The organism is Neorhizobium alkalisoli (genome assembly GCF_007829835.1).
Lineage (GTDB): Bacteria > Pseudomonadota > Alphaproteobacteria > Rhizobiales > Rhizobiaceae > Neorhizobium.
The window spans coordinates 47,720-71,514 of the sequence record NZ_VIWP01000002.1; the positions used below are offsets into that span (position 1 = coordinate 47,720).

The 23,795-nt window shown below is 59.9% G+C and carries 19 protein-coding genes, 2 tRNA genes and 1 pseudogene; 10 read left to right on the forward strand and 12 right to left on the reverse strand.

Going from position 1 to position 23,795, the window contains the following annotated elements; translation table 11 throughout:
- Nucleotides 1–28 precede the first annotated feature (28 nt).
- The 4 genes from nagZ to FHW37_RS06000 form a co-directional block, all read right to left on the reverse strand.
- Nucleotides 29–1,045 (reverse strand): beta-N-acetylhexosaminidase, encoded by a 1,017-nt coding sequence (nagZ, locus tag FHW37_RS05975; protein ID WP_145633986.1) that lies wholly within the window; start codon nucleotides 1,043–1,045, stop codon nucleotides 29–31.
- Between the two features lie 360 nt (nucleotides 1,046–1,405).
- Nucleotides 1,406–4,486 (reverse strand): SPOR domain-containing protein, encoded by a 3,081-nt coding sequence (locus tag FHW37_RS05990; RefSeq protein WP_145633989.1) that lies wholly within the window; start codon nucleotides 4,484–4,486, stop codon nucleotides 1,406–1,408.
- 67 nt (nucleotides 4,487–4,553) lie between these two features.
- Nucleotides 4,554–6,311, reverse strand: coding sequence for an arginine--tRNA ligase (gene argS, locus FHW37_RS05995; protein WP_145633991.1), 1,758 nt, complete (start codon nucleotides 6,309–6,311; stop codon nucleotides 4,554–4,556).
- A 67-nt stretch (nucleotides 6,312–6,378) separates the two neighbouring features.
- Nucleotides 6,379–7,611 carry a deoxyguanosinetriphosphate triphosphohydrolase gene (locus FHW37_RS06000; RefSeq protein WP_145633993.1) on the reverse strand — a complete coding sequence of 411 codons (1,233 nt, stop codon included), beginning with the start codon at nucleotides 7,609–7,611 and terminating at the stop codon, nucleotides 6,379–6,381.
- Nucleotides 7,612–7,807: 196 nt separating this feature from the next.
- On the opposite strand from FHW37_RS06000, the gene erpA reads away from it, so the two are divergent.
- Both erpA and xth read left to right on the forward strand, forming a co-directional pair.
- Nucleotides 7,808–8,137, forward strand: coding sequence for an iron-sulfur cluster insertion protein ErpA (gene erpA / locus FHW37_RS06005; protein WP_145633995.1), 330 nt, complete (start codon nucleotides 7,808–7,810; stop codon nucleotides 8,135–8,137).
- Nucleotides 8,138–8,219: 82 nt separating this feature from the next.
- Complete coding sequence (xth, locus tag FHW37_RS06010) at nucleotides 8,220–9,023, forward strand: exodeoxyribonuclease III (RefSeq protein WP_145633997.1); 804 nt, start codon at nucleotides 8,220–8,222, stop codon at nucleotides 9,021–9,023.
- Here the strand turns inward: xth and FHW37_RS06015 are convergent.
- The 7 genes and pseudogenes from FHW37_RS06015 to FHW37_RS06045 all read right to left on the reverse strand — a co-directional run bounded on the left by FHW37_RS06015 (nucleotide 9,012) and on the right by FHW37_RS06045 (nucleotide 17,543).
- Nucleotides 9,012–9,368 carry a VOC family protein gene (locus tag FHW37_RS06015; RefSeq protein WP_145633999.1) on the reverse strand — a complete coding sequence of 119 codons (357 nt, stop codon included), beginning with the start codon at nucleotides 9,366–9,368 and terminating at the stop codon, nucleotides 9,012–9,014. The genes xth and FHW37_RS06015 overlap by 12 nt on opposite strands.
- Nucleotides 9,369–9,454: 86 nt before the next feature.
- Nucleotides 9,455–10,249, reverse strand: coding sequence for an exopolysaccharide production regulator ExoR (gene exoR / locus FHW37_RS06020; protein ID WP_145634003.1), 795 nt, complete (start codon nucleotides 10,247–10,249; stop codon nucleotides 9,455–9,457).
- Nucleotides 10,250–10,729: 480 nt separating this feature from the next.
- On the reverse strand, nucleotides 10,730–11,968 hold the full coding sequence (locus tag FHW37_RS06025) for an OmpP1/FadL family transporter (protein WP_246690687.1): 1,239 nt from the start codon (nucleotides 11,966–11,968) through the stop codon (nucleotides 10,730–10,732).
- 349 nt (nucleotides 11,969–12,317) lie between these two features.
- Nucleotides 12,318–15,334 (reverse strand): annotated as a pseudogene (locus tag FHW37_RS06030) (valine--tRNA ligase).
- A 20-nt stretch (nucleotides 15,335–15,354) separates the two neighbouring features.
- Nucleotides 15,355–16,308 (reverse strand): PopZ family protein, encoded by a 954-nt coding sequence (locus FHW37_RS06035; protein WP_145634006.1) that lies wholly within the window; start codon nucleotides 16,306–16,308, stop codon nucleotides 15,355–15,357.
- Nucleotides 16,309–16,541: 233 nt separating this feature from the next.
- Complete coding sequence (locus tag FHW37_RS06040; protein WP_145634008.1) at nucleotides 16,542–17,195, reverse strand: protein-L-isoaspartate O-methyltransferase family protein; 654 nt, start codon at nucleotides 17,193–17,195, stop codon at nucleotides 16,542–16,544.
- A 150-nt stretch (nucleotides 17,196–17,345) separates the two neighbouring features.
- Entirely contained in the window at nucleotides 17,346–17,543 is a 198-nt protein-coding gene (locus FHW37_RS06045; protein WP_145634010.1) for a hypothetical protein, read from the reverse strand.
- A gap of 236 nt (nucleotides 17,544–17,779) precedes the next feature.
- Between FHW37_RS06045 and FHW37_RS06050 the strand changes: the two genes are divergently transcribed.
- From FHW37_RS06050 to FHW37_RS06070, 5 genes are all read left to right on the forward strand, one after another.
- Nucleotides 17,780–17,853, forward strand: a tRNA-Cys gene (locus FHW37_RS06050).
- Between the two features lie 336 nt (nucleotides 17,854–18,189).
- A complete protein-coding gene (locus FHW37_RS06055) occupies nucleotides 18,190–18,690 on the forward strand; it encodes a ferritin-like domain-containing protein (protein ID WP_145634012.1) in 501 nt (166 codons plus the stop codon).
- 651 nt (nucleotides 18,691–19,341) lie between these two features.
- Nucleotides 19,342–19,545, forward strand: coding sequence for a hypothetical protein (locus tag FHW37_RS06060; protein WP_145634014.1), 204 nt, complete (start codon nucleotides 19,342–19,344; stop codon nucleotides 19,543–19,545).
- Nucleotides 19,546–19,706: 161 nt separating this feature from the next.
- The gene (locus FHW37_RS06065; protein ID WP_145634016.1) at nucleotides 19,707–19,928 is read left to right on the forward strand and encodes a hypothetical protein; all 222 of its coding nucleotides are present in this window, start codon (nucleotides 19,707–19,709) and stop codon (nucleotides 19,926–19,928) included.
- 558 nt (nucleotides 19,929–20,486) lie between these two features.
- Complete coding sequence (locus tag FHW37_RS06070) at nucleotides 20,487–20,741, forward strand: DUF982 domain-containing protein (protein WP_186458170.1); 255 nt, start codon at nucleotides 20,487–20,489, stop codon at nucleotides 20,739–20,741.
- A gap of 958 nt (nucleotides 20,742–21,699) precedes the next feature.
- Here FHW37_RS06070 and FHW37_RS06075 read toward each other — a convergent pair.
- The gene (locus FHW37_RS06075) at nucleotides 21,700–21,933 is read right to left on the reverse strand and encodes a hypothetical protein (protein ID WP_145634020.1); all 234 of its coding nucleotides are present in this window, start codon (nucleotides 21,931–21,933) and stop codon (nucleotides 21,700–21,702) included.
- 211 nt (nucleotides 21,934–22,144) lie between these two features.
- Here FHW37_RS06075 and FHW37_RS06080 point away from each other — a divergent pair.
- From FHW37_RS06080 to FHW37_RS06090, 3 genes are all read left to right on the forward strand, one after another.
- A tRNA-Asn gene (locus tag FHW37_RS06080) sits at nucleotides 22,145–22,219 on the forward strand.
- A 311-nt stretch (nucleotides 22,220–22,530) separates the two neighbouring features.
- Nucleotides 22,531–22,893, forward strand: a complete 363-nt coding sequence (locus tag FHW37_RS06085) for a DUF3307 domain-containing protein (RefSeq protein ID WP_145634022.1) — start codon at nucleotides 22,531–22,533, stop codon at nucleotides 22,891–22,893.
- A gap of 92 nt (nucleotides 22,894–22,985) precedes the next feature.
- A complete protein-coding gene (locus FHW37_RS06090) occupies nucleotides 22,986–23,597 on the forward strand; it encodes a Crp/Fnr family transcriptional regulator (protein ID WP_186458171.1) in 612 nt (203 codons plus the stop codon).
- The last annotated feature ends 198 nt before the right edge of the window (nucleotides 23,598–23,795 follow it).

Here is a 23,795-nt window from a genome sequence, read left to right on the forward strand (position 1 = left end):
CATTCCGTTCCTTATGCCTCGGCTCCGGTCAGGCGCTGGGAAGCAGCCCGTGAAATTCGGCGCGAAGTGTTTCCTCGTCCGCACCGTCAGCGGCAGCAAATCCGGCTTCGACGGCCTTGGCGCGTCTCAGCGCCTCACCGGCAAGCGGGATCGCTTCCTTCACCACCGCCTTCATTTCGTCCATCAGGCCGTTGCAATGCAAGATCATATCGCACCCGCCCCCAACAATCCGCGCGGCACGCTCGCCGATCGTGCCCTTCAGCGCGTTCATCGACGTGTCGTCGGACATCAGCAGGCCGTCGAAACCAATATGGCCGCGGATGATCTCGTCGATCACCTTGCGCGAGATCGTCGCCGGCTCGGTCGGGTCGATGGCGGTGAAGACGATATGAGCGCTCATCGCCATCAACTCGTTCTTGAGCGCGACGAAGGGCAGGAAGTCGTGTGCTTCCAGCTCCGCGCGCGAGGCGGTAACGACCGGCAGTTCGTGATGCGAATCGGCCATGCCTCGGCCATGGCCCGGCATGTGCTTCATCACCGGCAGCATGCCGCCCGCCTTCAGGCCATCGGCAGCAGCCTGCCCCATGGCAGAGACCAGCGCCGGATCGAAACCATAGGCGCGGTCACCGATGACATTGCTCGCCCCTTCGACCGGCACATCGAGGACCGGGAGGCAATCGACATTGATGCCGAATTTCATCAGATCAAAGGCATGCAGGCGCGACATCAGCCAGGCGGCGCGAAGGCCCGCCTCGCGGTCACGCCTGTAGATCTCGCCGAGCACCGCAGCCGAAGGGTAACGCTCGATCATCGGCGGGCGGATGCGCTGAACGCGGCCACCTTCCTGGTCGATCAGGACCGGCGCGTCCGGACGCCCGATGCTGTCGCGCATGGCGGCGACGAGATCGGTGATCTGCGCCGGCTCGATGCAATTGCGGGCAAACAGGATGAAACCCCAGGGCCGCTCGTCGCGGTAAAAGGAAATTTCATCGGCTGTCAGTTGCGGGCCGCTGGAGCCCAGGATCATCGCTTTTGATTCGCTCATGACAAATCCTAGAGCCTTTCCTTGTTAGATTGAAGCATTCTGCCGGAGCAGGTTTTCGTTGGGGCAGAGGCGATTGGCGAAGGGCATACCATAGGGTACGTCCGAGCCGATCGCCTCTGATCCCGGCGGAAAGATGCCCGGCCCCTTCGGGGTTGGCTGAACCGGGCCGGCTGATCGCCTGGCCGGCTTGGCCGTATGCCGCAGCTACGACGCGCGCCGGCCAGGCGACCATCCGACTCCGCTTGAGCCAACAGAATGCTTCAATCTAACAAGGAAAGGCTCTAGATGGGATGGAGGCAATAAAAAACGGGGCGCCAGGCGCCCCGTTGGATTTCAGGAAACTCCAGGTCCTGCCACCGCTTACTTGGCGACGAGGCAGGTACCGCCGGCTGCGCGATACTTTTCGCAGAGCGCTACGGCATCGGTCTTGCTGCCGGCCGGGATACGGACGCGGTAGAACGTGCCCTTGCCGGCAATCTCGGCAGCCTTGATGTCGACGCCGCGTCCAGCAATCACGCCACCGAATTTCGACGACAGGCTCTGATACGACTTCTGGGCATCGGCCTGGGTCGGCAGCGAGGCGATCTGGATGACGTAACCGCCATCACCGACGGAAGCGACCTGGGTCGGAGCGGCCGGAGCCGGCTGCGCTGCGACAGGTGCAGCTGCTGCCGGCGTCGGAGCACGTACGGCACCCTTGTCACTTACCGCAGCCACGACATTGACGGGCTGCTGCGACGGACGGGTGGTCGGAACCGGAGCCTTGGAGACCGATGTATTTGCAGGCGCCTGCATTTCGGCAGTCGTCGTCGAGACCGGCATGATATCCGTCGCAGACGCCGACGTCTGCTGGATCGAGGCCGGTGCCGCAGAGTGAGCGGCAGGCGCAGCGTTTGCAGCTGCCAGTTCAGGCGCCTTGACCGAAGCGGCCGGCATCTTTTCAGACGAAGGCGAGGCCAGAGCCGGCACCGGAGATGCAGCCGAAGCCGAAACTTCCTGCTCCACCAGCTTGCCGTCCGGGCGGACGATCATCGTCTTGACGCGACGCGGTGCAACGGTGACCGCATCCTGCTGGCCGTTTGCAGCAACCTGCTGCTGACCCTGCTGCGGCAGAAGCCGCGGATCTTCGGTCTGACCGACATCGGTTGGCTCGATATCGTTTTCGCCTTCCAGCGGCAGGCTTTCCGGCATCAGGGTTTTCTGGACGACGTCGACCGGCTGTTCGTCGCTGGAGATCAGCGCCTGCTGCTTCGGCGTCTGCGGTGCGGCACCTGCAACGCGGTCGTAAACCGCCTTGTCCTGGTTCGGCACCGTCTTGCCGCCCGGATTTTCCGGAACGACCTTGATCGGATCCTTGTCGGCAGCGATCACGACGGGCTCGCCGCCGGAGACGACGCGCGACATGCCACCACCGAGCAGGGCATAAGCGCCACCACCGAACAGCGCCACGGCGCCGACGAAGGCAAGCGGCAGAACCCAGGCGCGGGCCGAACGGCGGGAACCGCTCTCCTCGAACTCACCCGCATAAGCTGCTTCCGCATCGTAGTCGGCGGCCGGCAGCGGCGTTGCCAGGCTGCGGCGGAAATCTTCCTCGAGCGCCTTTTCGAAATCGTCGAGATCGGCCTGGACCGGCTGCGCATCCTTGCGCGGCTCGGCTGCGCGTGCGGCGGCGGCAGCAGATACCGGGATAGCGGCCTGTTCCTTCGCGGCAGGCGATGCCGTGTTCGACGGCTCGACCAGCAGGGCTGCAAGCTCCGCATCGATATCGAGATCGTATTCCGGCGTGTAGAGCGGCTCCTCCTCAGGCTCCTCGACCGGGAGCGCCGGAACATCAAGCTCGGCGATAGCCTCGGGGTTCTCTTCCGAATCGGCGATCAGCGCCGGATCGAAAGGAAGCTCTTCAGCGACCTGTTCGGACACATCCTCTTCGGCAGCGGCGGCGACAGCCGGCTGGGCAAAGGATCTTGCATTTTCGGACGGTGCATCAAAAACAGCGGCCGGTGCCGTGAAGGCCGCGGCCTGAGCGGCACGAACCGGCTGCTGAGCCTCGACCGCCTGCTTGACGGGCTGACGGTTGTTTTCCTCGCCGACGATATCGGCCAGATCGAGTTCGAGATCGTCGAGCGCAAGCTCAAAAGCCTCGTCGGCGAACGGATCGATATCAAACGGATCGTCCGAAACTTTTGGCGCAGCCGCAGCGACTGCAGGCGCAGCAACAATCGGCGCGGCAATAACAGGTGCTGCAACGATCGGCGCCGGCGAAGCGACGAGCGGCTTTACCGGAGTTGCCGGCTGCCCACCAACCGGGAAGCGACCGATATCATAGATCAGCTCGTCGAGCGCCGAAAACTTTTCGACCGGCTTCTGAACCTGGACATCGGCAACAGCGGGTGCGGCCGGCTTCGGCAGTTCGAATGCCAGCGGCTGAACCGGCGAAGACGCGATCGGCTGCGAGGCGACCGGCGCCGATGCGGCGTCGGTCTTCATGAAGGAAAGATCCCAGTCGGCTGCAGCAGCAGCGACGGCATCGGAGGCCTGCGCATCGGCCGTCTTGGCATCGAGAGTCGGCGCGTCAAAAACCGGCTGCGGTGCAACGACCGGTGCGGTTTCGGGAGCGCGCGCAATCGGCGTCACGCCGCCATTGATGTGGAAATTCGCCAGCGGCATGCGGAAGCCGGGCGTATAACCTTCCTTGCGGCGGCTCTCGGGCTGCTGGACCTGCTGAACCGGAATGACCGGCGCTGCGGGAGCAACCGGCTGCGGCTCGCTGATGAAGGAGTTTTCGAGTTCGGCGGCCAGATCGAAAGCAGGCGCTTCGACCGGAGCTGCCGGCTGCGCGCGCTCGAACTTCGGCTCGGCTTCAAAAAATGCAGCGGGATCATAGGCCTGCGCCTGACGGACCGGCTCTTCGAAAACCGGCTCGGGGCGGATCTCTTCGAACGGCGTGGGGACCGGTGTGGGCTCGGCATAAACTGCAGCCGGCTCGACGGACGGATATGCCGTGGAAGCTGGATCGGCAGCAAGAGCGCCCTCGCCGCGCCATTCGGCCACGTCATCGGGCTGGATCGGCTCGACATAGACCTGTTCGGCGGCCTGCTCGGTGTATGAGTTCGCCTCAAGCTGCTCCGGCGCATTGCCATAGGCAGGCGCATCAAACGCGGCCGATGCAGCTTCCTGGGCCGGCTCGTCGAGCGGAATATCGTTGACGGGATCAATGCGGGGCGTGTCGTATTGCTCGAACTCGCGCAGCAATTCGTCTTCGAGATTGAAGACCGGATCGTGCCGGGGTCCGACGACCTGATCAGCCGAAACCGGCGGCGCGGGACGCACAGCCGGCTTCTCTTCAAAACCTACAATGCGGGCCAGTTCCGCCAACGGATCGCCATCCGCAAAGAAATCCGGACCATCGTTCCGGCTACGCGCAAGGTTATTTTCCGCCATTCCGTTGCTCACTCAACCAACATTACAACCGTCTCTACCAGCGCAATGTGGGGAAATGAGGGCGTTTTTACCGCATTTCTTCCGGTGCTGCTGTACCTGTGATTGCAAGTCCTGACTTCAGAACACAGGCGACCGCATGCACCAGCCCAAGCCTGGCAATGCTCAATTGTCGGTTTTTATCGTTAACAAAACGTAATTCAGGATTTTCCTTACCTTTATTCCAATGGGAATGGAAGGAACTGGCCAGATCATACAGGTAAAAGGCCAGTCTATGCGGCTCCTGGGCAATGGCAGCAGCTTCGACGATTCGCGGATATTCGGCAAGCTTGGCGACAAGCTGAAGCTCGTTCGGATCGCTTATCTCGGCAGCGGCCGAAGCAAGATCCACCGTGGCGAGATCGAGGTCCGGAAACGCGTCCTTTGCCTGACGGAAGACCGAGGCGCAGCGTGCATGCGCATATTGCACGTAGAAGACCGGATTGTCCTTCGACTGTTCCGTCACCTTGGCAAAGTCGAAATCGAGCGGCTCGGAGCTCTTTCTGTAGAGCATCATGAAGCGCACGGCATCGCGGCCGACTTCGTCGACCACGTCACGCAGGGTGACGAAATTGCCGGAGCGTTTCGACATTTTGACCGGCTCTCCCTCGCGGAAAAGCTTGACCAGCTGGCAGAGAAGCACGGTGAGCTTGGCCTTGCCGTCGGACACGGCGCGGGCGACAGCCTCCAGACGCTTGACGTAACCGCCGTGGTCGGCGCCGAGAACGTAGATCATCTCGTCGTAGCCGCGGTCGAACTTGTCCTTGAAATAGGCAACGTCGGCGGCGAAATAGGTATAACTGCCATCCGACTTGATCAGCGGGCGGTCGATATCGTCACCGACCTCCGTCGAGCGGAACAGCGTCTGCTCGCGGTCCTCCCAGTCTTCGGGCAGCTGGCCCTTGGGCGGCGGCAGCGTGCCGCGATAGACATGGCCCTTGAAGGTCAGGTCGTTGATCGCCTGGCGGATCCGCTGGGCGCCGTTGGCGTGCAGGGTGCGTTCCGAATAGAAAACGTCGTGATGCACGTTGAGCGCCGCGAGATCGTCGCGGATCAGCGCCATCATCATCTCGATCGACTTTTCCTTGACGATCGGCAGCCATTCCTCTTCCGGCATGGCATGCAGCCGCGGGCCGTATTCGGCGGCAAGCGCTTCACCGACCGGGATCAGGTAATCGCCGGGATAAAGACCGGACGGGATCTCGCCGATCGTTTCGCCGAGCGCTTCGCGATACCGCAGGAAGACCGAGCGGGCGAGCACATCGATCTGGCTGCCGGCGTCGTTGATGTAATATTCCTTGGTGACGTCGTAACCGGCGAAATCCATCAGGTTAGCCAGCGCGTCGCCCACCACGGCGCCGCGGCAATGGCCGACATGCATCGGGCCGGTCGGGTTGGCCGAGACATATTCGACATTGGCCTTATGGCCGGCGCCAACCTTGGAGCGGCCGTAATTCAGGCCTTCCGAGACCATGGCGGAAAGCAGCTGCTGCCAGTAGCCGGTCGAAAGGCGGATGTTGATGAAGCCGGGGCCGGCAACGGACACTTCGCTGACATCGGCATCGCCGCGCAGGGCTTCGGCAATGATTTCGGCAAGCGCGCGCGGATTGGTGCCGAGCGGTTTCGAAAGCACCATCGCGGCATTGGTGGCGACATCGCCATGGCTCTGGTCGCGCGGCGGCTCGACGGTAACGCGGGCGAGATCGACCGGCGTTTCCTGCGCCTTGATCAGCTCAAGGCCTTCCAGAGTCGTCTTAATTCTCTTCTCGAAATCGGCAAACAGATTCATGTCACTCATCCGGGCGTAACGCCCCTGCAAGCTCGTTAAGAGCCGTTAACATTCGTTGGCGCGGTGCCTAGCGCAAATCGGGAGTCTGGTCAAACAGCTCGCCATGCACCCGGATCGCATAGGTATCGGTCATGCCGGCGAGATAGTCGGCAACATGGCGCGCCCTCGCCGCATCTTCGAGCCCGGCAATATGATGCACCCAGTAATGGCTGCGCATCAGCGACGGATCGCTCATATAGGCGCCGAACAGGTCTGCGACGATCTGGCTCGCACCGGCCCGGATACGCATGATTTCCGGATGCCGGTAGATGCGGGAAAAGAGCAGTTTCTTGATCGCCTTGTCCGTGTCCGCCATCTCCGGCGAAAAGGTCGCAGTAACCCGGCCGGCGGCACGGATATCAGCGGCGCTCTCCGGCTTCAGGACAGACAGATTGGCCTGGGTGACGCCGATCACGTCTTCCACCATGCGGGTAATCTGGCGGCGCATGATCTCGTGGACGAAACGGCTTGCCTCCAGTCCCGGATACCGATCGCGCACGTCGCGCATGAGGCCGGCAAGGAACGGCACTTCTTCCAGCATTTCGAAAGTCAGGAGGCCGGAGCGCAGGCCGTCGTCGATATCGTGGGTATTGTAGGCGATATCGTCGGAAATCGCCGCCACCTGCGCCTCAAGGCTGGCGAAGCTTGCGAGTTCCAGATCGTGCAGGGCGCAATAATCGAGGATCGGCTGCGGCACCGGCTTTTCGCCGCCATGACCGCCGGAGCCATGCGCAGACGGTCCAAGCAGCGGGCCATTGTGCTTGACGAGGCCTTCGAGGCTTTCCCAGGTGAGGTTCAGCCCGTCGAAATCCGCATACCGGCGCTCAAGCTTGGTCACGACCCGCAGCGACTGGGCGTTATGATCAAAACCGCCATAGGGCAGCATGACCTCGTGCAGCGCATCCTCGCCGGTATGACCGAAGGGCGTGTGGCCGAAATCGTGGACGAGTGCCACGCCCTCGGCGAGATCCTCGTCGAGCTTGAGCGCCCGGGCAAGCGCGCGGGCGATCTGCGCGACTTCGATCGTATGGGTAAGACGCGTGCGATAATGGTCGCCATCAGGGCTGATAAAGACCTGGGTCTTGTGTTTCAGGCGGCGGAAGGCGGTCGTGTGGACGATGCGGTCGCGATCGCGCTGAAATTCCGAACGAGTGAGACTGTTGTCGCTTGGAAAAAGCCTTCCCCGCGAGGTCCATGGGTCGCAGGCGAAAACGGCTCTGTCGCCGCTGCCGAAACCGAGCGCCCGCGTATCGATCGTCATGCTCTCACCTGCCCTTTGCGCATCATCACTCTGGCATTAGCCTTGGCCACCTTGACGCCAACCCATTGACGCGTCGTTCACGTCTTCATACCTATAGAGGAACGGTATGCAACGCCGGTAACAGTATCGCCGGATGCTTGCGCCAAAATTCACCTGCGGAACCGCCGGGCCTTGAACCTGGCAGGAGACGGAAAATATGACCACGAATGTAACTCTCTCGGATGCCGCGGCCAAGCGGATTGCCCAGATCGTATCGGCCGAAGCCGGCAAGCAGGCGCTGCGCGTCTCGGTCGAAGGTGGCGGCTGTTCCGGCTTTTCCTACAAGTTCGACCTTGCCGAAGCACCGTCCGACGACGATGTCGTGATCGCCAATGGCGATGCCAAGGTGCTGATCGACAGCCTGTCGCTGGTCTACATGGCCGGTTCGCAGATCGATTTCGTCGATAACCTGCTCGGCCAGTCCTTCCAGATCAACAATCCGAATGCCGTCGCCAGCTGCGGCTGTGGCACCAGCTTCTCGATCTGAGCCTTACCCAAAACCATCTTCGCCCTTTCCAAGCCGCTTCCATTCGCTAAAAGGGAGAGCTTGAAGACGAGGATGGCATAAGATGAAGATCGCGACCTGGAACATCAATGGCGTCAAGGCGCGGATCGACAATCTGCGCCAGTGGCTCACCGATTCGTCTCCCGACATCGTCTGCCTGCAGGAAATCAAATCCGTCGACGAAGGGTTTCCGCGTCTCGAAATCGAGGCGCTCGGTTATCATGTCGAAACCCATGGCCAGAAAGGCTTTAACGGCGTCGCGATCCTGTCGAAGCTGAAGCCGGAAGATGTCATGCGCGGCCTTCCGGGCGACGACAGCGACGAACAGTCGCGTTATATCGAATGCGTGTTTTCGGTCGAAGGCGGCGTCATCCGCGTTGCCTCGATCTACCTGCCGAATGGCAATCCGTCCGACGATCCGGTCAAATACCCCTACAAGCTCGCCTGGATGGAACGGCTGCGCCGCCATGCGGAGACCTGCCTTCTATTGGAAGAGCCGCTGATTCTCGCCGGCGATTACAACGTCATCCCCGAGCCGCATGACTGTTTCGACCCGGCCGTCTGGGCGACGGATGCGCTGTTCCTGCCGGAAACGCGTGCCGCTTTCCGCCGCCTCGAAAACCTCGGCCTTACCGACGCCGTCCGGGCGACGACGGATGCGACAAAACTTTATTCCTTCTGGGATTACCAGGCCGGCGCCTGGCCGAAGAATAACGGCATCCGCATCGACCATCTTCTCTTGTCGCCGGAAGCAGCCGACAGGCTGAAGGCGACGGCGATCGAAAAGCATGTGCGCGCCTGGGAAAAACCGTCGGACCACGTGCCGGTCGTCGGCCTGTTCGATTTCTCTGCTCCGTCAGCGGTGTGAGAGAATATTTAAAAGCCGGCCAAAGGGATCGCGCAGGAAGAACCGCCTGACGCCCCATGGCTCCGCGGTCGGGCCATATTCGATCGCAAGGCCCGCCGATTTCACCCTTTCGACGACATCATCGAAATTGTCGACTTCCAGCGACAGGTCGGGAACTGGCGTGCCGGATCCGCCTTCAGAGGCGATGCTGATCTGCGCTGTCTGGTAAAGGGCTGCATTCGAGCCATAGGTGACGATCCAGCCGTGATCCATCACCGGTTCGAGATCGAGAATTTCGCAATAGAAGGATCGGGCCTCTTCCAGCCGGTCCGAAGCGATATTGGCGACGATACGTCGGACTGCCACCGGCACCTCCCTGCCCGCTTACGCCCAATGGTCCAAGGCAATGCCCTGAACCGGCTATTCAATCCAGCGCGTTATTCCACGCCTTATTATTCCACTCCGCGGGCAAACTCGTGCGACAGGGCGATCGCGCCGCGGCGGTCTTCCTCATTGGCGACGGAAAAGGCCTGTTCCTGCAGCTGCTGCATCCAGATACAGTCCTTCGGGCTGCACTTGTCGAGCGCCGCCGTCAGGAAAGCAAGGCCACGCACCGTCTGGCCTTCCTCGACCAGAATATTGCCGAACACGGCCATGGCGCCCGGATGGCCGGACTTGCGGGCCTGGTTCAGCCATTTCTTCGCCTGCTGGATATTGGCCGCACCGCCCTCGCCGGCCAGGATCATCTTGGCGAGCTGGAACTGTGCTTCGGGAATGCCAAATGTCGAGGCGACCTGGAAATAAAGCTGGCGAGCCTGGGACAGATCCGGCTTGATCGGCGTGTCGGGAATGCCGCGGCGGTAATAGCTGGCGAGCGACAGAAGCGCATTGACGAAGAAGCCGGTATCTTCCGAACCCGGTTCGACGCCCTGCGAGGCGATCTCGTTATAGATCTTGAAGGCTTCGTAGTCGTTCTTGGCGACACCATCACCAAACGCATACATGTTGGCCAGCGCCCAGCGCGAACCGGTATGGCCCTTTTCGGCCGCATAACGGTAAGCCTCGACGGCATCTTCCTTCTGGCCGTTCTTATAGGCCTTGAAGCCGAACTTGAAGAGATCGAAGGGACCGGATTCCTTGGTGACGCCCGACTTGATATCGAAAGCCGCTGCCGGAGCCGCCAGAATACAGGCAAACCCCACCCCAAGAATCAGTCGTTTCACGAACACGCTGTCAAACTTGGGCATAACTCAGCTTCTTCCACTCCACCGCGGAACCAGATGGTCCGCACCGGTCGTCCATGCTCCCGGACCAGCCGGAAGTCGCGGCGACCGATAGGCGCCTGCCATTACTTCCGATCGATGAAAAAGACAGTACGTGCCATTTTCGGCAAGACTAGGACCTGAAGTCCACGAAGCAAAAACACCAGCTGCGGGTGAAGAAACCCGCTCGCCGGAGCGCCGAAAGCCCCGCTTTATTTTGAAAAACCCGCCCATGGTACTCCAGATCGCGCGTCCCGCCCCCGCAGACCGCGCCCGTTATTCCCTTACCGCTGCTCCCCGTTTGTGGCGGGAAATGGACAGAATGCCACCGGTACGAGACATCGCCCATCGTCGCAGAAAACTGTTGCCAAATCGTCACAACGTTTTGACTGCCGCGGAACATGCAAAGGCCCGGCTCTGGCCGGGCCTTCAAGCTTCATTCAACCATTGGCTGACGACGTCACCTCAGAACTTGACCTTCAGCGAGGTCGAGATGGCGGCAACCATATCGTTGTCGTAGCTGTAGGTCGCTTCATTGCCGATGATACCGCCATCCGCGACCTGCGCCGACGAGTCGCCGCTGCTCATCCAGCCAAGGACGCCGGCGAGCTTGATCTCGACATTCTTGGTCGGCGAATAGGAAACGCCCGTCGTCACCACCCAAGTGTCGCTCAGGCTGCCATATTCCTGCGACGTGCCGCGATCCCAGGTGAGTGCGACCGCACCGCTCCACTGTTCGTTGAACTTGTGGCCGATACCGCCCGTGATCGTCCAGCCATCGCGATACCCGAGATCGAGCTGGGTGATCTGACCGAGAGCGTCATTGGAGAACGGGATGGTCTGCAGCTGACTCCAGTCGACCCATTTTACCGAACCGAAGGCCAGCCAGTCCTGGGCAATGCCGGACTGCAGCTTCAACTCAAGCGAGTCAGGCATGGCGGTCGAGCCGTGGACCGGAACGACCATGCCGCCGAGCGGATTGAAGGCGCTCGGAAGGTTGGTGAGATCGACCGTGCCCGAAACGTCGTTCAGCTTCACTTCGCTGAAATAGACGAGGCTGGCGCGGAAGGCATATTCCGGAATTTCGTAAGCCAGACCGGCGCGCCATCCCCAGCCATGGCCGGCGAGATCGAGACGGCCGATACCATTGCCGGTGAGACCAGCGCCGGCGATCAGTTCAGGCGCCAGAACGAGGCGCTCCTTGAAACCATCCATTTCGAGATAGTTGGCGCCGCCGATGACACGCAGCTGGCCCGGACCGGCATCGAAACGGTAGGAACAGGTCAGCGCATAGTTATCGCTGTTGATCTTGGTTTCGGTGTTCTGGTAGGCGCCGGCCCAGTTTCGGCCGGGATTGCTGTGGGCGCCATAAGGCTGCGAATAGTCGAACATGCAGTCGGCATTCTCGTAACCGACCTTGCCGCCGATCCGCGGCGACCAGTAATTGTCCGTTTCATCTGCGCGATCGGAGTAACCGAGCGCATTCAGCGAAACCGGCGTCGTGCCGCTCGTATCCTGAACGTTCTTCAGCTTGCGATCCGGCATGACGAATGTCGCCGTCGATTCCACTGCGACCGAAGACGGATCGAACAGCAGATCGATATTGTATCCGCCACGCTCGATCCCTCCCGCGAGCGCCGGCGACTGAACCGCCACACCTGCCATGACGGCGAGGACGGCCCTGGTCATGTGCTTGTTTGCCATTTTATCTCCCACTCCCAGGCAAGTAACGAGACGAGTTTGAAATGTCTCAGCCGAAATAACAACTTTCAGCTGCCCCGGCTTCGCACTGCAACACACGTAAAATTTTACGTAAGATCGCATGCGCATGGCCCGAATCGGGAGCTTCGAGACAAAAATACCTGGCGGCCCGCCGCTGGCTATGGGGACATAGAATATTATGTCCGTTCGCATGGCAGTTGTGGCAATGCGGCAACATTGCGGCTTTCTCCCCCTGTGCAGGTGCACAAAAAGCAGGTTTCGGCTGCAAACAAAAAGGCCGCGGCAGAAACCGCGGCCTTGTCATTGATCTAACTCAAGGTTCGCTTGCGACTCAGCCTGCTTCGCTGACCCGCAGGAGAGCCGTCTTCAGATTGGCCAGCTGCACTTCGAGTTCGGCGTAACGCTCGCGTTCGGCGGCAACCACTTCCGGATCGGCATTGGCGACGAACTTTTCGTTCGAGAGCTTCTTGCCGATACGCTCCTTCTCCTGTTCGGCCTTGCCGATCGCCTTTTCGATACGCGCCTTTTCGACGCCAAGATCGATCAGGCTGCCGAGCGGCAGGCAGGCGGTCGCTTCGCCAACGACGATCTGGGCCGCACCCTTCGGGGCGACATCAGCCGGAGCGATGCTTTCGACACGGGCCAGACGGCAGATCGCAGCCTCATGGCGACGCATGCGGAAGGCGGTCACCTCATTGGCACCGACGACGATCAGCGGCGCAGTCGCAGACGGCGGCACGTTCATTTCCGAACGAGCCGAACGCAGGCCGGAGACCAGATCGATCAGCCAGTTGATCTCGTCTGCCGCACCATCGTCGGCAAAGGTCGAGGTCGGCCAGTCGGCATGGCAGAGAAGACCGTCGCGGGTCGCGGTGTGTGCCCAAAGCTCTTCCGTCATGAACGGCATGAACGGGTGGAGCAGCTTGTAGGTCTCTTCCAGAACATGGGCCATGCAGGCCTGTGCTTCCGCCTTGGCTTCTTCGTCTTCGCCCATGAAGATCGGCTTCAGGAGTTCGAGATACCAGTCGCAGACCTGGTTCCAGACGAACTTGTAGAGCGAACCGGCAGCCTCGTTGAAACGCTGGGTCTCGATCGCAACCGTGACTTCGCTCGTGGTGCGGGCCAGTTCCGTCAGGATCCAGCGGCTGACCGTCAGCTTGGCATTTTCCGGCGCAAAATCCGGATCGCGCGCCACGCCGTTCATCTCACCGAAGCGGGTGGCGTTCCACAGCTTGGTACCGAAATTGCGGTAACCGGCGATACGGGCCGGATCGAGCTTCACGTCGCGGCCCTGCGCTGCCATGACGGCCAGCGTGAAGCGCAGCGCGTCGGCACCGTATTCGTCGATCAGGTCAAGCGGGTCGATGACGTTGCCCTTGGACTTCGACATCTTCTGGCCGTTCTTGTCGCGGACCAGGGCATGGACATAAACGGTGTGGAACGGCTCGACGCTGTTGCCGTCTTCGTCCTTCATGAAATGCAGGCCCATCATCATCATCCGGGCGACCCAGAAGAAGATGATGTCGAACCCGGTGACGAGAACGCTGGTCGGGTAATATTTTGCCAGTTCCGGCGTCTTGTCCGGCCAGCCGAGCGTCGAGAACGGCCACAGGGCAGACGAGAACCAGGTGTCGAGAACGTCTTCGTCGCGGGTCAGGATCGAACCCGGCTCGTAGTTTTCGAGCTTTTCCTGAACCCAGGCCTTCCACGGGCCTTCATGGGCCAGATAATGCTGGACGGCGGCGTCGAGCGCCTCTTCCTCGGTCTTTTCGACGAAGCACTGGCCATCCGGGCCGTACCAGGCCGGGATCTGATGGCCCCACCAGAGCTGGCGCGAAATGCACCACGGCTCGATGTTTTCCATCCATTCGAAATAGGTCTTTTCCCAGTTCTTCGGAACGAAGTTGGTGCGGCCTTCGCGAACGGACGCGATCGCCGGCTCGGCCAGCGTCTTTGCATCAGCAAACCACTGGTCGGTCAGCATCGGCTCGATGACGACGCCGGAGCGGTCACCGAAGGGCTGCATGATCTTCTTGTTCTCGACATAGGGAATGTCGTTGCCTTCGGCATCCTTGACGGTGACCGCCAGACCTTCGGCATTGATCGCCTCGATGATCTTCTTGCGGGCGACCATGCGGTCGAGACCACGATAATCTTCCGGAACGAGGTTGATCTCGTCGACATCACTTTCGCTCGGCAATTCGCCGGACTTGGTGATCGCTGCGGCCTGCGCTGCGCATTCGGCGTAAGAATCGCCATCGGCGCGCATCGAAGCCGTCGTGTCCATCAGGCGGTAAAGCGGGATCTTGTTGCGCTTGGCGACCTGGTAGTCGTTAAAATCATGCGCGCCGGTGATCTTGACCGCGCCCGAACCGAAATCCGGTTCCGGATATTCGTCGGCAATGATCGGGATCAGACGGCGATGTTCCTTCGGGCCGACCGGGATTTCGCACAGCTTGCCGACGATCGGCGCATAACGCTCGTCTGATGGGTGAACGGCAACCGCGCCGTCGCCCAGCATTGTTTCCGGGCGGGTCGTCGCGATCGAGATGTAATTGCGCTCTTCCGACAGGATGATGTTCCCGTCTGCGTCCTTCTCGACATAGGTATAGGTCTCACCACCAGCCAGCGGGTACTTGAAGTGCCACATATGGCCTTCGACTTCCCTGCTCTCGACTTCGAGATCGGAAATCGCCGTCTCGAATTTCGGATCCCAGTTGACCAGACGCTTGCCGCGATAGATCAGGCCTTCCTTGTAGAGCGTGACGAAAACTTCGAGGACGGCCTTGGACAGGCCCTCGTCCATGGTGAAGCGCTCGCGCGACCAATCGCAGGAGGCGCCAAGGCGCTTCAGCTGGTTGAAGATCAGACCACCCGATTCGGCCTTCCAGTCCCAGATGCGGTTGACGAAAGCCTCACGGCCCATCTCGCGACGGCCCGGCTGCTGGCGTTCCATCAGCTGACGTTCGACGACCATCTGGGTTGCGATGCCGGCATGGTCCATGCCCGGCTGCCACAACACGTCCTTGCCGCGCATCCGCTCGAAGCGGATCATCGCATCCTGCAGCGTGTTGTTGAGCGCATGGCCCATATGCAGCGAACCGGTGACGTTCGGCGGCGGGATGACGATACAAAAACTCTCGGCACCCGGCTTGGCATTGGCACCGGCGCGAAATGCTTCCGCATCATCCCAGGCTTTTGCGATCTTCGGTTCGACGGCTGCGGAATCGTAGGTCTTCTCGAGCATTTCCTGACCCGTTTTTCTTTATGAATGAGATGGTGGGTTGTTAAAGAGATGGGGCGGACGAAGTCAATAAAAAAGCCGCCCCGTTGCCGGAGCGGCCATATTCAGTGACGCTGCGACAGAATTATCGGCGAGGGCCGCGGGCCACGCGTTCGATTTCTTCCCGCACGAGACGCTCGACGAGTGTCGGCAGATTGTCGTCCAGCCATTCCTGCAGCATCGGGCGCAACAGTTCCTGCGCCATGTCCTCGACCGAACGGCGCTCGAGGCCGTTGAAGACGGCTGCGAGATCGTTGAAGGACTGGGCAACCTGCTCGCCGGCTTCCAGCGACAGGAGACGCGCGGTCTCCTCGATCTTGGCAGGAAGGCTCGTTGCCTCAGGTTCGACCGGCTTCAGCTCCGGCTGGCGCAGCTCGACATGGGCGGCCGGTGCCGGTGTGACCTGTACCGGGGACGGCTGCACTGGGGACTGCTGGGCAGGCTCGGCAAAGCGCGGCTCGACCAGCCTCTGCTCGACGGGCTGCACTTCACGAACCGGTGCTTCGAAACGCGGCTCCTGGCGGGACGGCTGTTCGGCTGCGGGCTCGAAACGGCGCTGCTCATAACCGCCCTGTTCGGCGGCCGGCTGGCGCTGAACTGGCGGGATCGAGGCACGCAGTTCGACATGATCGAAGGACGGCGCGGCACGCGCGGGTTCTACCGGCGCCGGAGCCGGGGCAGACGCGCGACCGGAGGCCTGTTCCTGCTGGCGCATCGAGGCGGCGCGGACACGGGCGGCAACATCGGCCAGCGACATGGTGCGCTCGGTGGCAGGTGCAGCGGCCTGGACCGGTGCGGGCTCTTCCTCGACATAATTTACGGAAGGCTGCGGCTGCAGCGACGGCTGGCCGCGATCGTTTGCAGCAACGGCCGGCACATAGGCGGGCTCGTCGGCAAGTTCGATCTCGTCTTCTTCTTCATAGGCCGGCTGGCTGGCGAAGGAACCGTCGCTTTGCGGTTCATTGGTCTCGATGATCCGGCGGATGGAGGCCAGGATCTCTTCCATGGAGGGTTCACGCGCTACATTTGGCTGGGCCATTTCAATCCCCGTTTTCACCGGCCCCGTCAGAGACGGCAAGCCTTAGCCTGCGAGAGGCCAATTCGGATTCATCTTAAGGACATGGCGCTTCGATACAACGCAAGCCGCGCCGCTAGAATCACGCATACACAGATTTGTTGAGAAAATGAATCCCCCTCACCCGCGCGGCGTCAAACGAAAAAGGGGCCTTGCGGCCCCGATCTTCCTGTTTTCCAAAGGCGATGTGACGCCTCTCAGAAGACGAACTCCCTTGCCTTGCGGAAGCCCGGCAGCGGCCGGATCGAGGCGTTGAAATGGCTGTTCTGCGAGAGAACGCCCTGCTCCTTGACGATTGCAACGGCCTGCGCGGCATTGCCATAGCCGATCACGCCGACGAGGCGCCCGCCATCACGCAGCTGGTCGAAAAGGGCCTGCGGAATTTCTTCGACGGAACCGCTCACAAAGATGATATCGTAAGGCGCACCCTTCTTGGAGCCGGCCTCCATGTCACCCGCGACCACGGTTGCATTGTCGTAACCGAGCGCCTTCAGCTTTTCGCCGGCAGCGGTGGCAAGACCCTGATCCGCTTCGACAGAAACGACCGAACCGGCCAGAAGCGAAAGAAGGGCGGCGACATAACCGGTGCCACCGCCGATTTCGAGAACGGCGTCATCCTTGGTAATGGCGGCGAGCTGAAGCAGCTTTGCCAGCGGCGAAGCTTCCATTAGGTAACGGCCCGGACAGATCTCGATATCCGTATCGACATAGGCAAGCGCCTTTGCCTTCACCGGCACGAATTCCTCGCGCGGCACGGCGTAAAAGGCTTCAAGAACGGAGTGAGCCGTAACATCGGTGGTACGGATCTGGTTTTCCACCATCTTGTTGCGCGCTACGTCGAAATCGATCATCTCACCTACCTCAAATTGCCGGCGCGCCCATCAGGGCTTTGCCAGCCTTCCCGTAAAACCGTGTTACTTCGCTCGCGGCACGCTTTCAAGACACGGCTCGGCTTCTGCGAAAAAAACACGGCGATCACGGTTCGGCCGGGTGAGACCGACTTATGAAGAGAGCGGCAGGCCCTGCTCGCGCTTGGCGGCAGCCATCGTATCCTGCTGGTAGGAATTGCGCAGACCATAATTGCGATCGAAAGCGGTCTGGCGGGCAAGGGCCATATGGAAAGCGCCGTCGGCAAAGGTGCCGGTCGCGTCATATTCCATGGCGGGCTGGCGCAATACGGTGATGATCTTGTTCAGCATGTCAGTCCTCCTTGCCATCGACTCATAAACTAGAAAACTTACGTTTCCGTTCCGTGACTTAAGACAAAAAGCGTTAAAAAATTAACCATACCGCAGCGCAGCATCCGGAAAATCCCGTCATCACCACGTCACAAAGGTTCAGAACGAAAAAAGGGCCGCGTTCAGAATGAAGGCACTTGCGCCTCATGTAGATTCGTTCTAAACGCCCGGCACCGCTCGCTTTTAAAGCACTGGATGGCCTCGTGGCGGAGTGGTGACGCAGAGGACTGCAAATCCTTGCACCCGAGTTCGATTCTCGGCGAGGCCTCCATCCATTTCCTCAAAGATATCAATGCGATAGAAGCTAACCAACGGCACTTCCGTGCCTTCTCCCGTGTTGCATCACGCTGCAGTGAATTCCCTTGGTTTCCGGGCATTTTCATTGGCTATCGGCTACTCGGTGCAACATGGGTAACCGCCGCCATCATGGTGAGGCTGGCGCAGAGAATACTTCGCATAACGCGCATGCTCCTTCCCTTCTGCTGGGTGGTGGCAATTGGTTCCCGCGCTCAACCTTTTGTACGCTATGGTACGCGCCGGAACGTTTCGTCCGCGTCCTTGTTCAGGATTCGCTTTCCTAGAAGCGAAACGAACAAGGAGAACCGACATGGCTGACAAGACGCTTGAAACGCTGTTCCACGAAACGCTCAAGGACATCTATTATGCTGAGCGTCAGATCGTAAAGGCGCTGCCGAAGATGGCGCGCGGGGCCAATGACCCCAAGCTCAAGGCCGCATTCGAGAAGCACAAGGAAGAAACCGAGGGCCAGATCGAACGCCTGAAAGAGGTCTTCGAGATCATCGGCAAGCCGGCTCGCGGCAAGACCTGTGATGCGATCGAAGGCATCCTTTCCGAAGGCTCCGAGATCCTCGAAGAATTCAAGGGCACTGCTGCACTCGATGCCGGCCTGCTGGCTGCCGCCCAGGCTGTCGAACACTATGAGATCAGCCGCTACGGCACCCTGAAAGCGTGGGCCGCGCAGCTCGGCATGAAGGACGTTGCTGCACTTCTGGAGCAGACACTGTCCGAAGAATCTAAAACTGACGAAGCCCTGACCGGCCTCGCTGAAAGCGCCGTGAACCTAGCTGCCGAGAAGAAGGCGGCCTGATCGCTGAAAGCAGACTGACGAAACGAGAAAGCCCGCCGCTGTGAGGCGGCGGGCTAACGAGATACCGGGAAAATCCCGTGATTTGGGCATCACCAAACCGGCTTATTTCTCAGCGCTTCCAGCCCGATTTTGGCTTGTTTGGCGATCACCCCGGATCGCGCTAGGCCAGCGACCGATGCGTCAGCAAATCTGCCATTCGAAATGCTGCGTCGAGGGAGACGGCTTTGCTCAGTACATTGATGCCGTTTGCTATGTGATTTTCCACAGTTTCAAACAAATAATACCCGCCAAACCAAGGCGTTCATGGCGGCTCTCAACGACCACTGGCGCCCTTTCCTTCTCACGGCTGTATTCACAGGCAAAGCCGACGACGGGACAGAACTGGCACAAGCCGCGAACATCCTGCTCGGCTGACTGCAACACGGCTGCAACATGCGGCGGCGATCCCGCCGAAATGGCTGTGACAACGCGGTATTACCATGCCTTGCTGAACACCGGCAGGACATCATTGGCCAAAGCCGACACCAATCCCCTTTAAAAGAACCGCCCCCTGCGGATGTGCAGTGACGCTGCGGTGACGGTCGCGTGACGCTGATTGTGATCATCTGCCCATCGAGGCGAAAATGCCCGCCATTTCTTCAGGGGATTACGATGGAACTTAAAACCAGTCAGGGAAACATCGTCGTGGCCGATAGCATTGATTGCTACGACGCCGCGAAGGTCGCTCTGGCCGCGGTCATCAAGGATCTCGTGGCGCAGGGTTTCAACCGCGCAGAGATTGCCTTGGCAATCGCGGATTCGGCAGAGGACTATGTGCTCGATCTCGCCTCCCACCGCACGAGCGCCCACCACTAGTATCCGACCCAAGACGCAGATGCAGCTGATGTGACTGCCCGCATGAAACGATACCGGCGACACTTTCGTCGGCGATCCGCGTGCGGCAGTCAGAGTTGCAAATCCGGCGCTCGACTGTATTGCTTCCCGAGTGATTCCTTGTCGCTTCAGCGGGTATATTGATGGCATCGAGCAGTCGGACCGCATGCCTGGCCATATTCGTGATGGCCGCACTGAACATATCGGTGAATTGTGCCCAAGCCGGCGATATGCGCCTGCTCGCCTATGCGCGTGTCGATAATTTTCTGTCCGAAGCGCGCGATTTCCAGTTCGAGCCCGAACCCGCAGCCGATGGCTGCATCGTCACTCCGGGCGACGACATGGAATGTTTCGACGGCGAATAATTCGGGATCCCCTTTGGGGACACTTCGCCAATCCTCTACAGCCAGCCCATAGCCGAATCACAGCGCTCCGTCTCGTAAGCCGTCGAAGCTTAAGAGCCATGTCTCCACACGGAGACTTGCGTGACCTCCGCCCTTCCCCAATAGCAAATATCGGCATTCATGTGCCGTTTCGCACCACAAACTGTGCGTATTAACCGGGCGTCCACCATGTCTGCTAACGGAACTGGAACTATTCGCCACCGCCACCCCAGATGATGGACGAAACGAATCCGGCCCTCCCGAAAGGCCGATTCCTTCGCCATTCAGAGGCCAGAACGCGGGATCGAGTTCGTCCCGCGGCGCGTTAGCGCATGGCCAAGGGGAGCATGCCATGCCGAGTTTTTCGACGTTGATCCTGATTGTTTTATGCATTGCCGCGATCGCCTTCGTCGCATCGCAATTCGTCAGCCTGTTTTAAGGCCGACATTCCGCCAACCGTCTCCATGATTGCGGAACCAAAACCGCGAACCGGCGTTTCTAGCGCCGGCATTCCGATTTCGAAATCATGAGTACGGTATTTTGGCAGAGACTATCCATTGGAGCAGCCCGGTCGTTGTCCAGATCGGCTACGGATTTCCCGAAAACGTTCGCGGCCCGCAGGAGGCACTGGATTACCTGCAATGGCGCTGGCCGGTGCGCCATGGAAATTATTATTTCGAAGCCCTTCGGGAATGCACCGATTTCCTTAAGCAGCAGACCCCGCTCGACAGGGCGCGCGAAATCTTCGTTCTTGCCAGTATCGAGGCGAAAATGCTGGCTGGCGCCGCCGCCTGAACCGGACCATCGGCTCCAGCCCGTGAACGGCGAAAAGTCGCGCACTCGACGAAACGAAATCTTAACGATCCTTCCGAGGAGCTTGTTAATGGCTCGATTATAAAAAGAACATCGACGGCGATGTTGTCGTCATGTCCTTATCAGAAGGATCGCCATGACGGCGATGATCGACCATGAAGCTTACCGTCTCGGACGCCGTCCTGGCGTTTACCACCATCGTATCGATGATCAGCATTGTCTATATCGGCCACCTGTTCATGGCCTTCTTCTGATGATGCGCGCTCCCTCCCCCACCCGCCATTAAAGCTGTTCGCCATCGACGGCATGCGACCCGCATTGCCGGCAGATTGCCGATCTCGCTTTCCATCACCTCCATCATCGCCTTTGCCGGAAGGTCGAGATCGCTCGCCCCTTCGACGTGAGGCCCATCCTTGCAGTCAGGCAGCCCAGGGTGGGAGGGAAGCCGACTGTTGCAATCAATCCATGCGCCAGTCGCTGTATGCCGCCAGCGCGCGCCTGCGCGCCACGGAGAAGTTTGGCCGCAGCCTTATCCCGGATGCAGTGGCGCATTCCGGGCGAATGCGCTATATTCGACCGATCGCACGGGTTTGGGAGAGTTCGTGCGTGTCAGACACGGTAGGAGGAGACCGTCATGCACTATCTGTCATTCTTGACCGCCATAAATCCGTTCATTCTCATCATACTCGCCGTCGTCCTGGCCTGCGGCGCCTATGATCACTGGATCCAGCATCGCTAAATCCGGCTGCGATCCTTCGGATTCGCTTTCCGCGCTTTAGTCCCGTGTTGCAGCATGTGGTTTTCGCAAAACCGCAGCAGCGTTTTTTTTGCGCGACATGTTCTGACTTGTGGAGAACCGGCAAGCGCTACGCTGCCTGTAAAATCTTTCCCTCGCATTCAGCCAGCCGCTGACGCTTCCCGCTCGCGATCATCGGCGCGATCAGGGCTGCCGGGCGTTGCGGCGCCTCTTGCGCTTCAGATACCAGAGCCGCATGCCTCTTTCGGCGCGCCGCACGACGGGGATATCCTGAGACAGGACGAGAAAGCCGAGCGGCAGCATCCAGAAGCCGAGAACGGGCAGGAAACCGAGAACCCCGCCGACAACGAGACCGGAGCCGATGCCGATGCGCCCGACCCGCGAACGCGGCATGGGCACGGACCAGCGGGCGATCATCAATCGTCCGGTCTTTTGATCGATTCCGAAATGCGTCTGTTTTTTATGCTCGGCCAACCCGGATTATCCTCCCTGAAAAAAGCCCAGTGCAGAAGGGCCAGATGGGAAGCAATCGTGGATAAAACAAGCGAACGTCATTTTTTTGAAAAAATCGCTTGGCAAATCGGAAAAGCATTTGTATTACCCCGCTCACGCCGCGGCAAGCGGTTGTTCCCTGGTAGCTCAGCGGTAGAGCATTCGACTGTTAATCGACAGGTCGCCGGTTCGAATCCGGCCCGGGGAGCCATTTCTTCCACTAGAAATGGTCAAATACCGCTAAACAAACAACATCACATTTTTGAAGATACAGCGCGCGTCATGTGCGAGCCGCGATCTTTATCAGTCGTTCGAAGAAACACCTTTCAATAGCTGCTGACGTTGTTTGCGGCCTTTCCCCTTCCCGTCACCCAATCGCATCCCGACAGAATCACTTGGACTCATGTTTGGTGAGTTGCGTGAATCTGACAACGCAACTTCAGACCAAAAGTGTTCCTTCGGGAACAGACAGGAATTTCAGCGGCGTGTATGAAAAATCATTGCCAATGAGAATTGCCGCGAATGCTTTTCAATCTCCAATTCGTCCATGACCTCTTCGCCCTGATCATCCTGTTATGCGGCGCGCACTGGCTGGGCGATTACGCGTTCCAGTCGGGTTATCTTGCCGGTGCCAAGACCAGCGGGCCTTTGCGGATCTATCATCTGATCGCCCACGCCGGCATTCATGGGATGCTGATTTTTCTCGTGACCCAGAGCGTTGTCCTCGGATTTGCGGAATGGGTCCTTCATGCGATCATCGACGACTGCAAGGTCAGGGGCTGGACAACCTATGCGCAGGATCAGGCTTTGCATTTCGTCTGCAAATTCATCTGGCTGATCGCCGCCTTTCTGGTCGTCGGACCGCCATCTTTTCTGCAATGGTAAAGCCCGGCCGAACCCGCCCTCCTGAGGACCTGCTTCGCGGCACGGAGTTGTTCGGGTCGCTTCCCGACGATGTGCGCGCAGAGTGTGCGCGCATGTTCCGCCAGATAAAATTTCCGGCAGGACACACAATTTTTCAGGCGGATGATGCCGGAAATCATGCCTATCTGATAGAAGAAGGCCTCATCCGGGTATCCCTGTCAAACGCGGCCGGCAGGGAGCTGAACGTCCATATCGCCAGGGCCGGCGATCTGGTTGGAGAGATCGCGATCCTCGACGGCGGCCCGCGGACGGCCGATGCGGTCGCCCTGACCGATGTCCTCGCCTTCTCGATGCAGGTCACCGACTTCGAAAACCTTCTCAACAGACATCCCAGCCTCTCGAAGGCGGTCATTGCCCTGCTCTGCCACCGCATCAGGAACACGATCGACAAGCTGGAAAACGTCGCCCTGCATCGTATCGAGGTGCGTCTCGGGCGTTTCCTGCTGAACGCGATCAATGCCGAGGATTTTGCCAAGGCGGGGCCATACGAACTGAAACTCGGATATTCCCAGAGCGAATTGGCTCGCCTGCTCGGGACGACCCGATCCAAGCTGAATGTGACGCTGCGCGCGCTCGAAGCCGGCGGCGTCATCAAATGGTCGGCCAAGGCGATTGTCTGCGACCGGGATGCGCTTCTGGAGATGCTGAAGGAGAATGGCGTCTAGGCCCGCCGCCTTCCGCCATGACCCGTCGCCGATCCACCCCGCTTAACCGTTACTTTAGAATTTCCTTATTTGTACGGAGCAATCCGCGCGAAAGATCTCGCGGGACATAAGATACGTTCGCCAAGTCGAAAATCATGTCGGTATGGGCTTTGTCGCCTCGCATCGTGATTTCGAAACAACGTATTCCCCTTAAAAGAG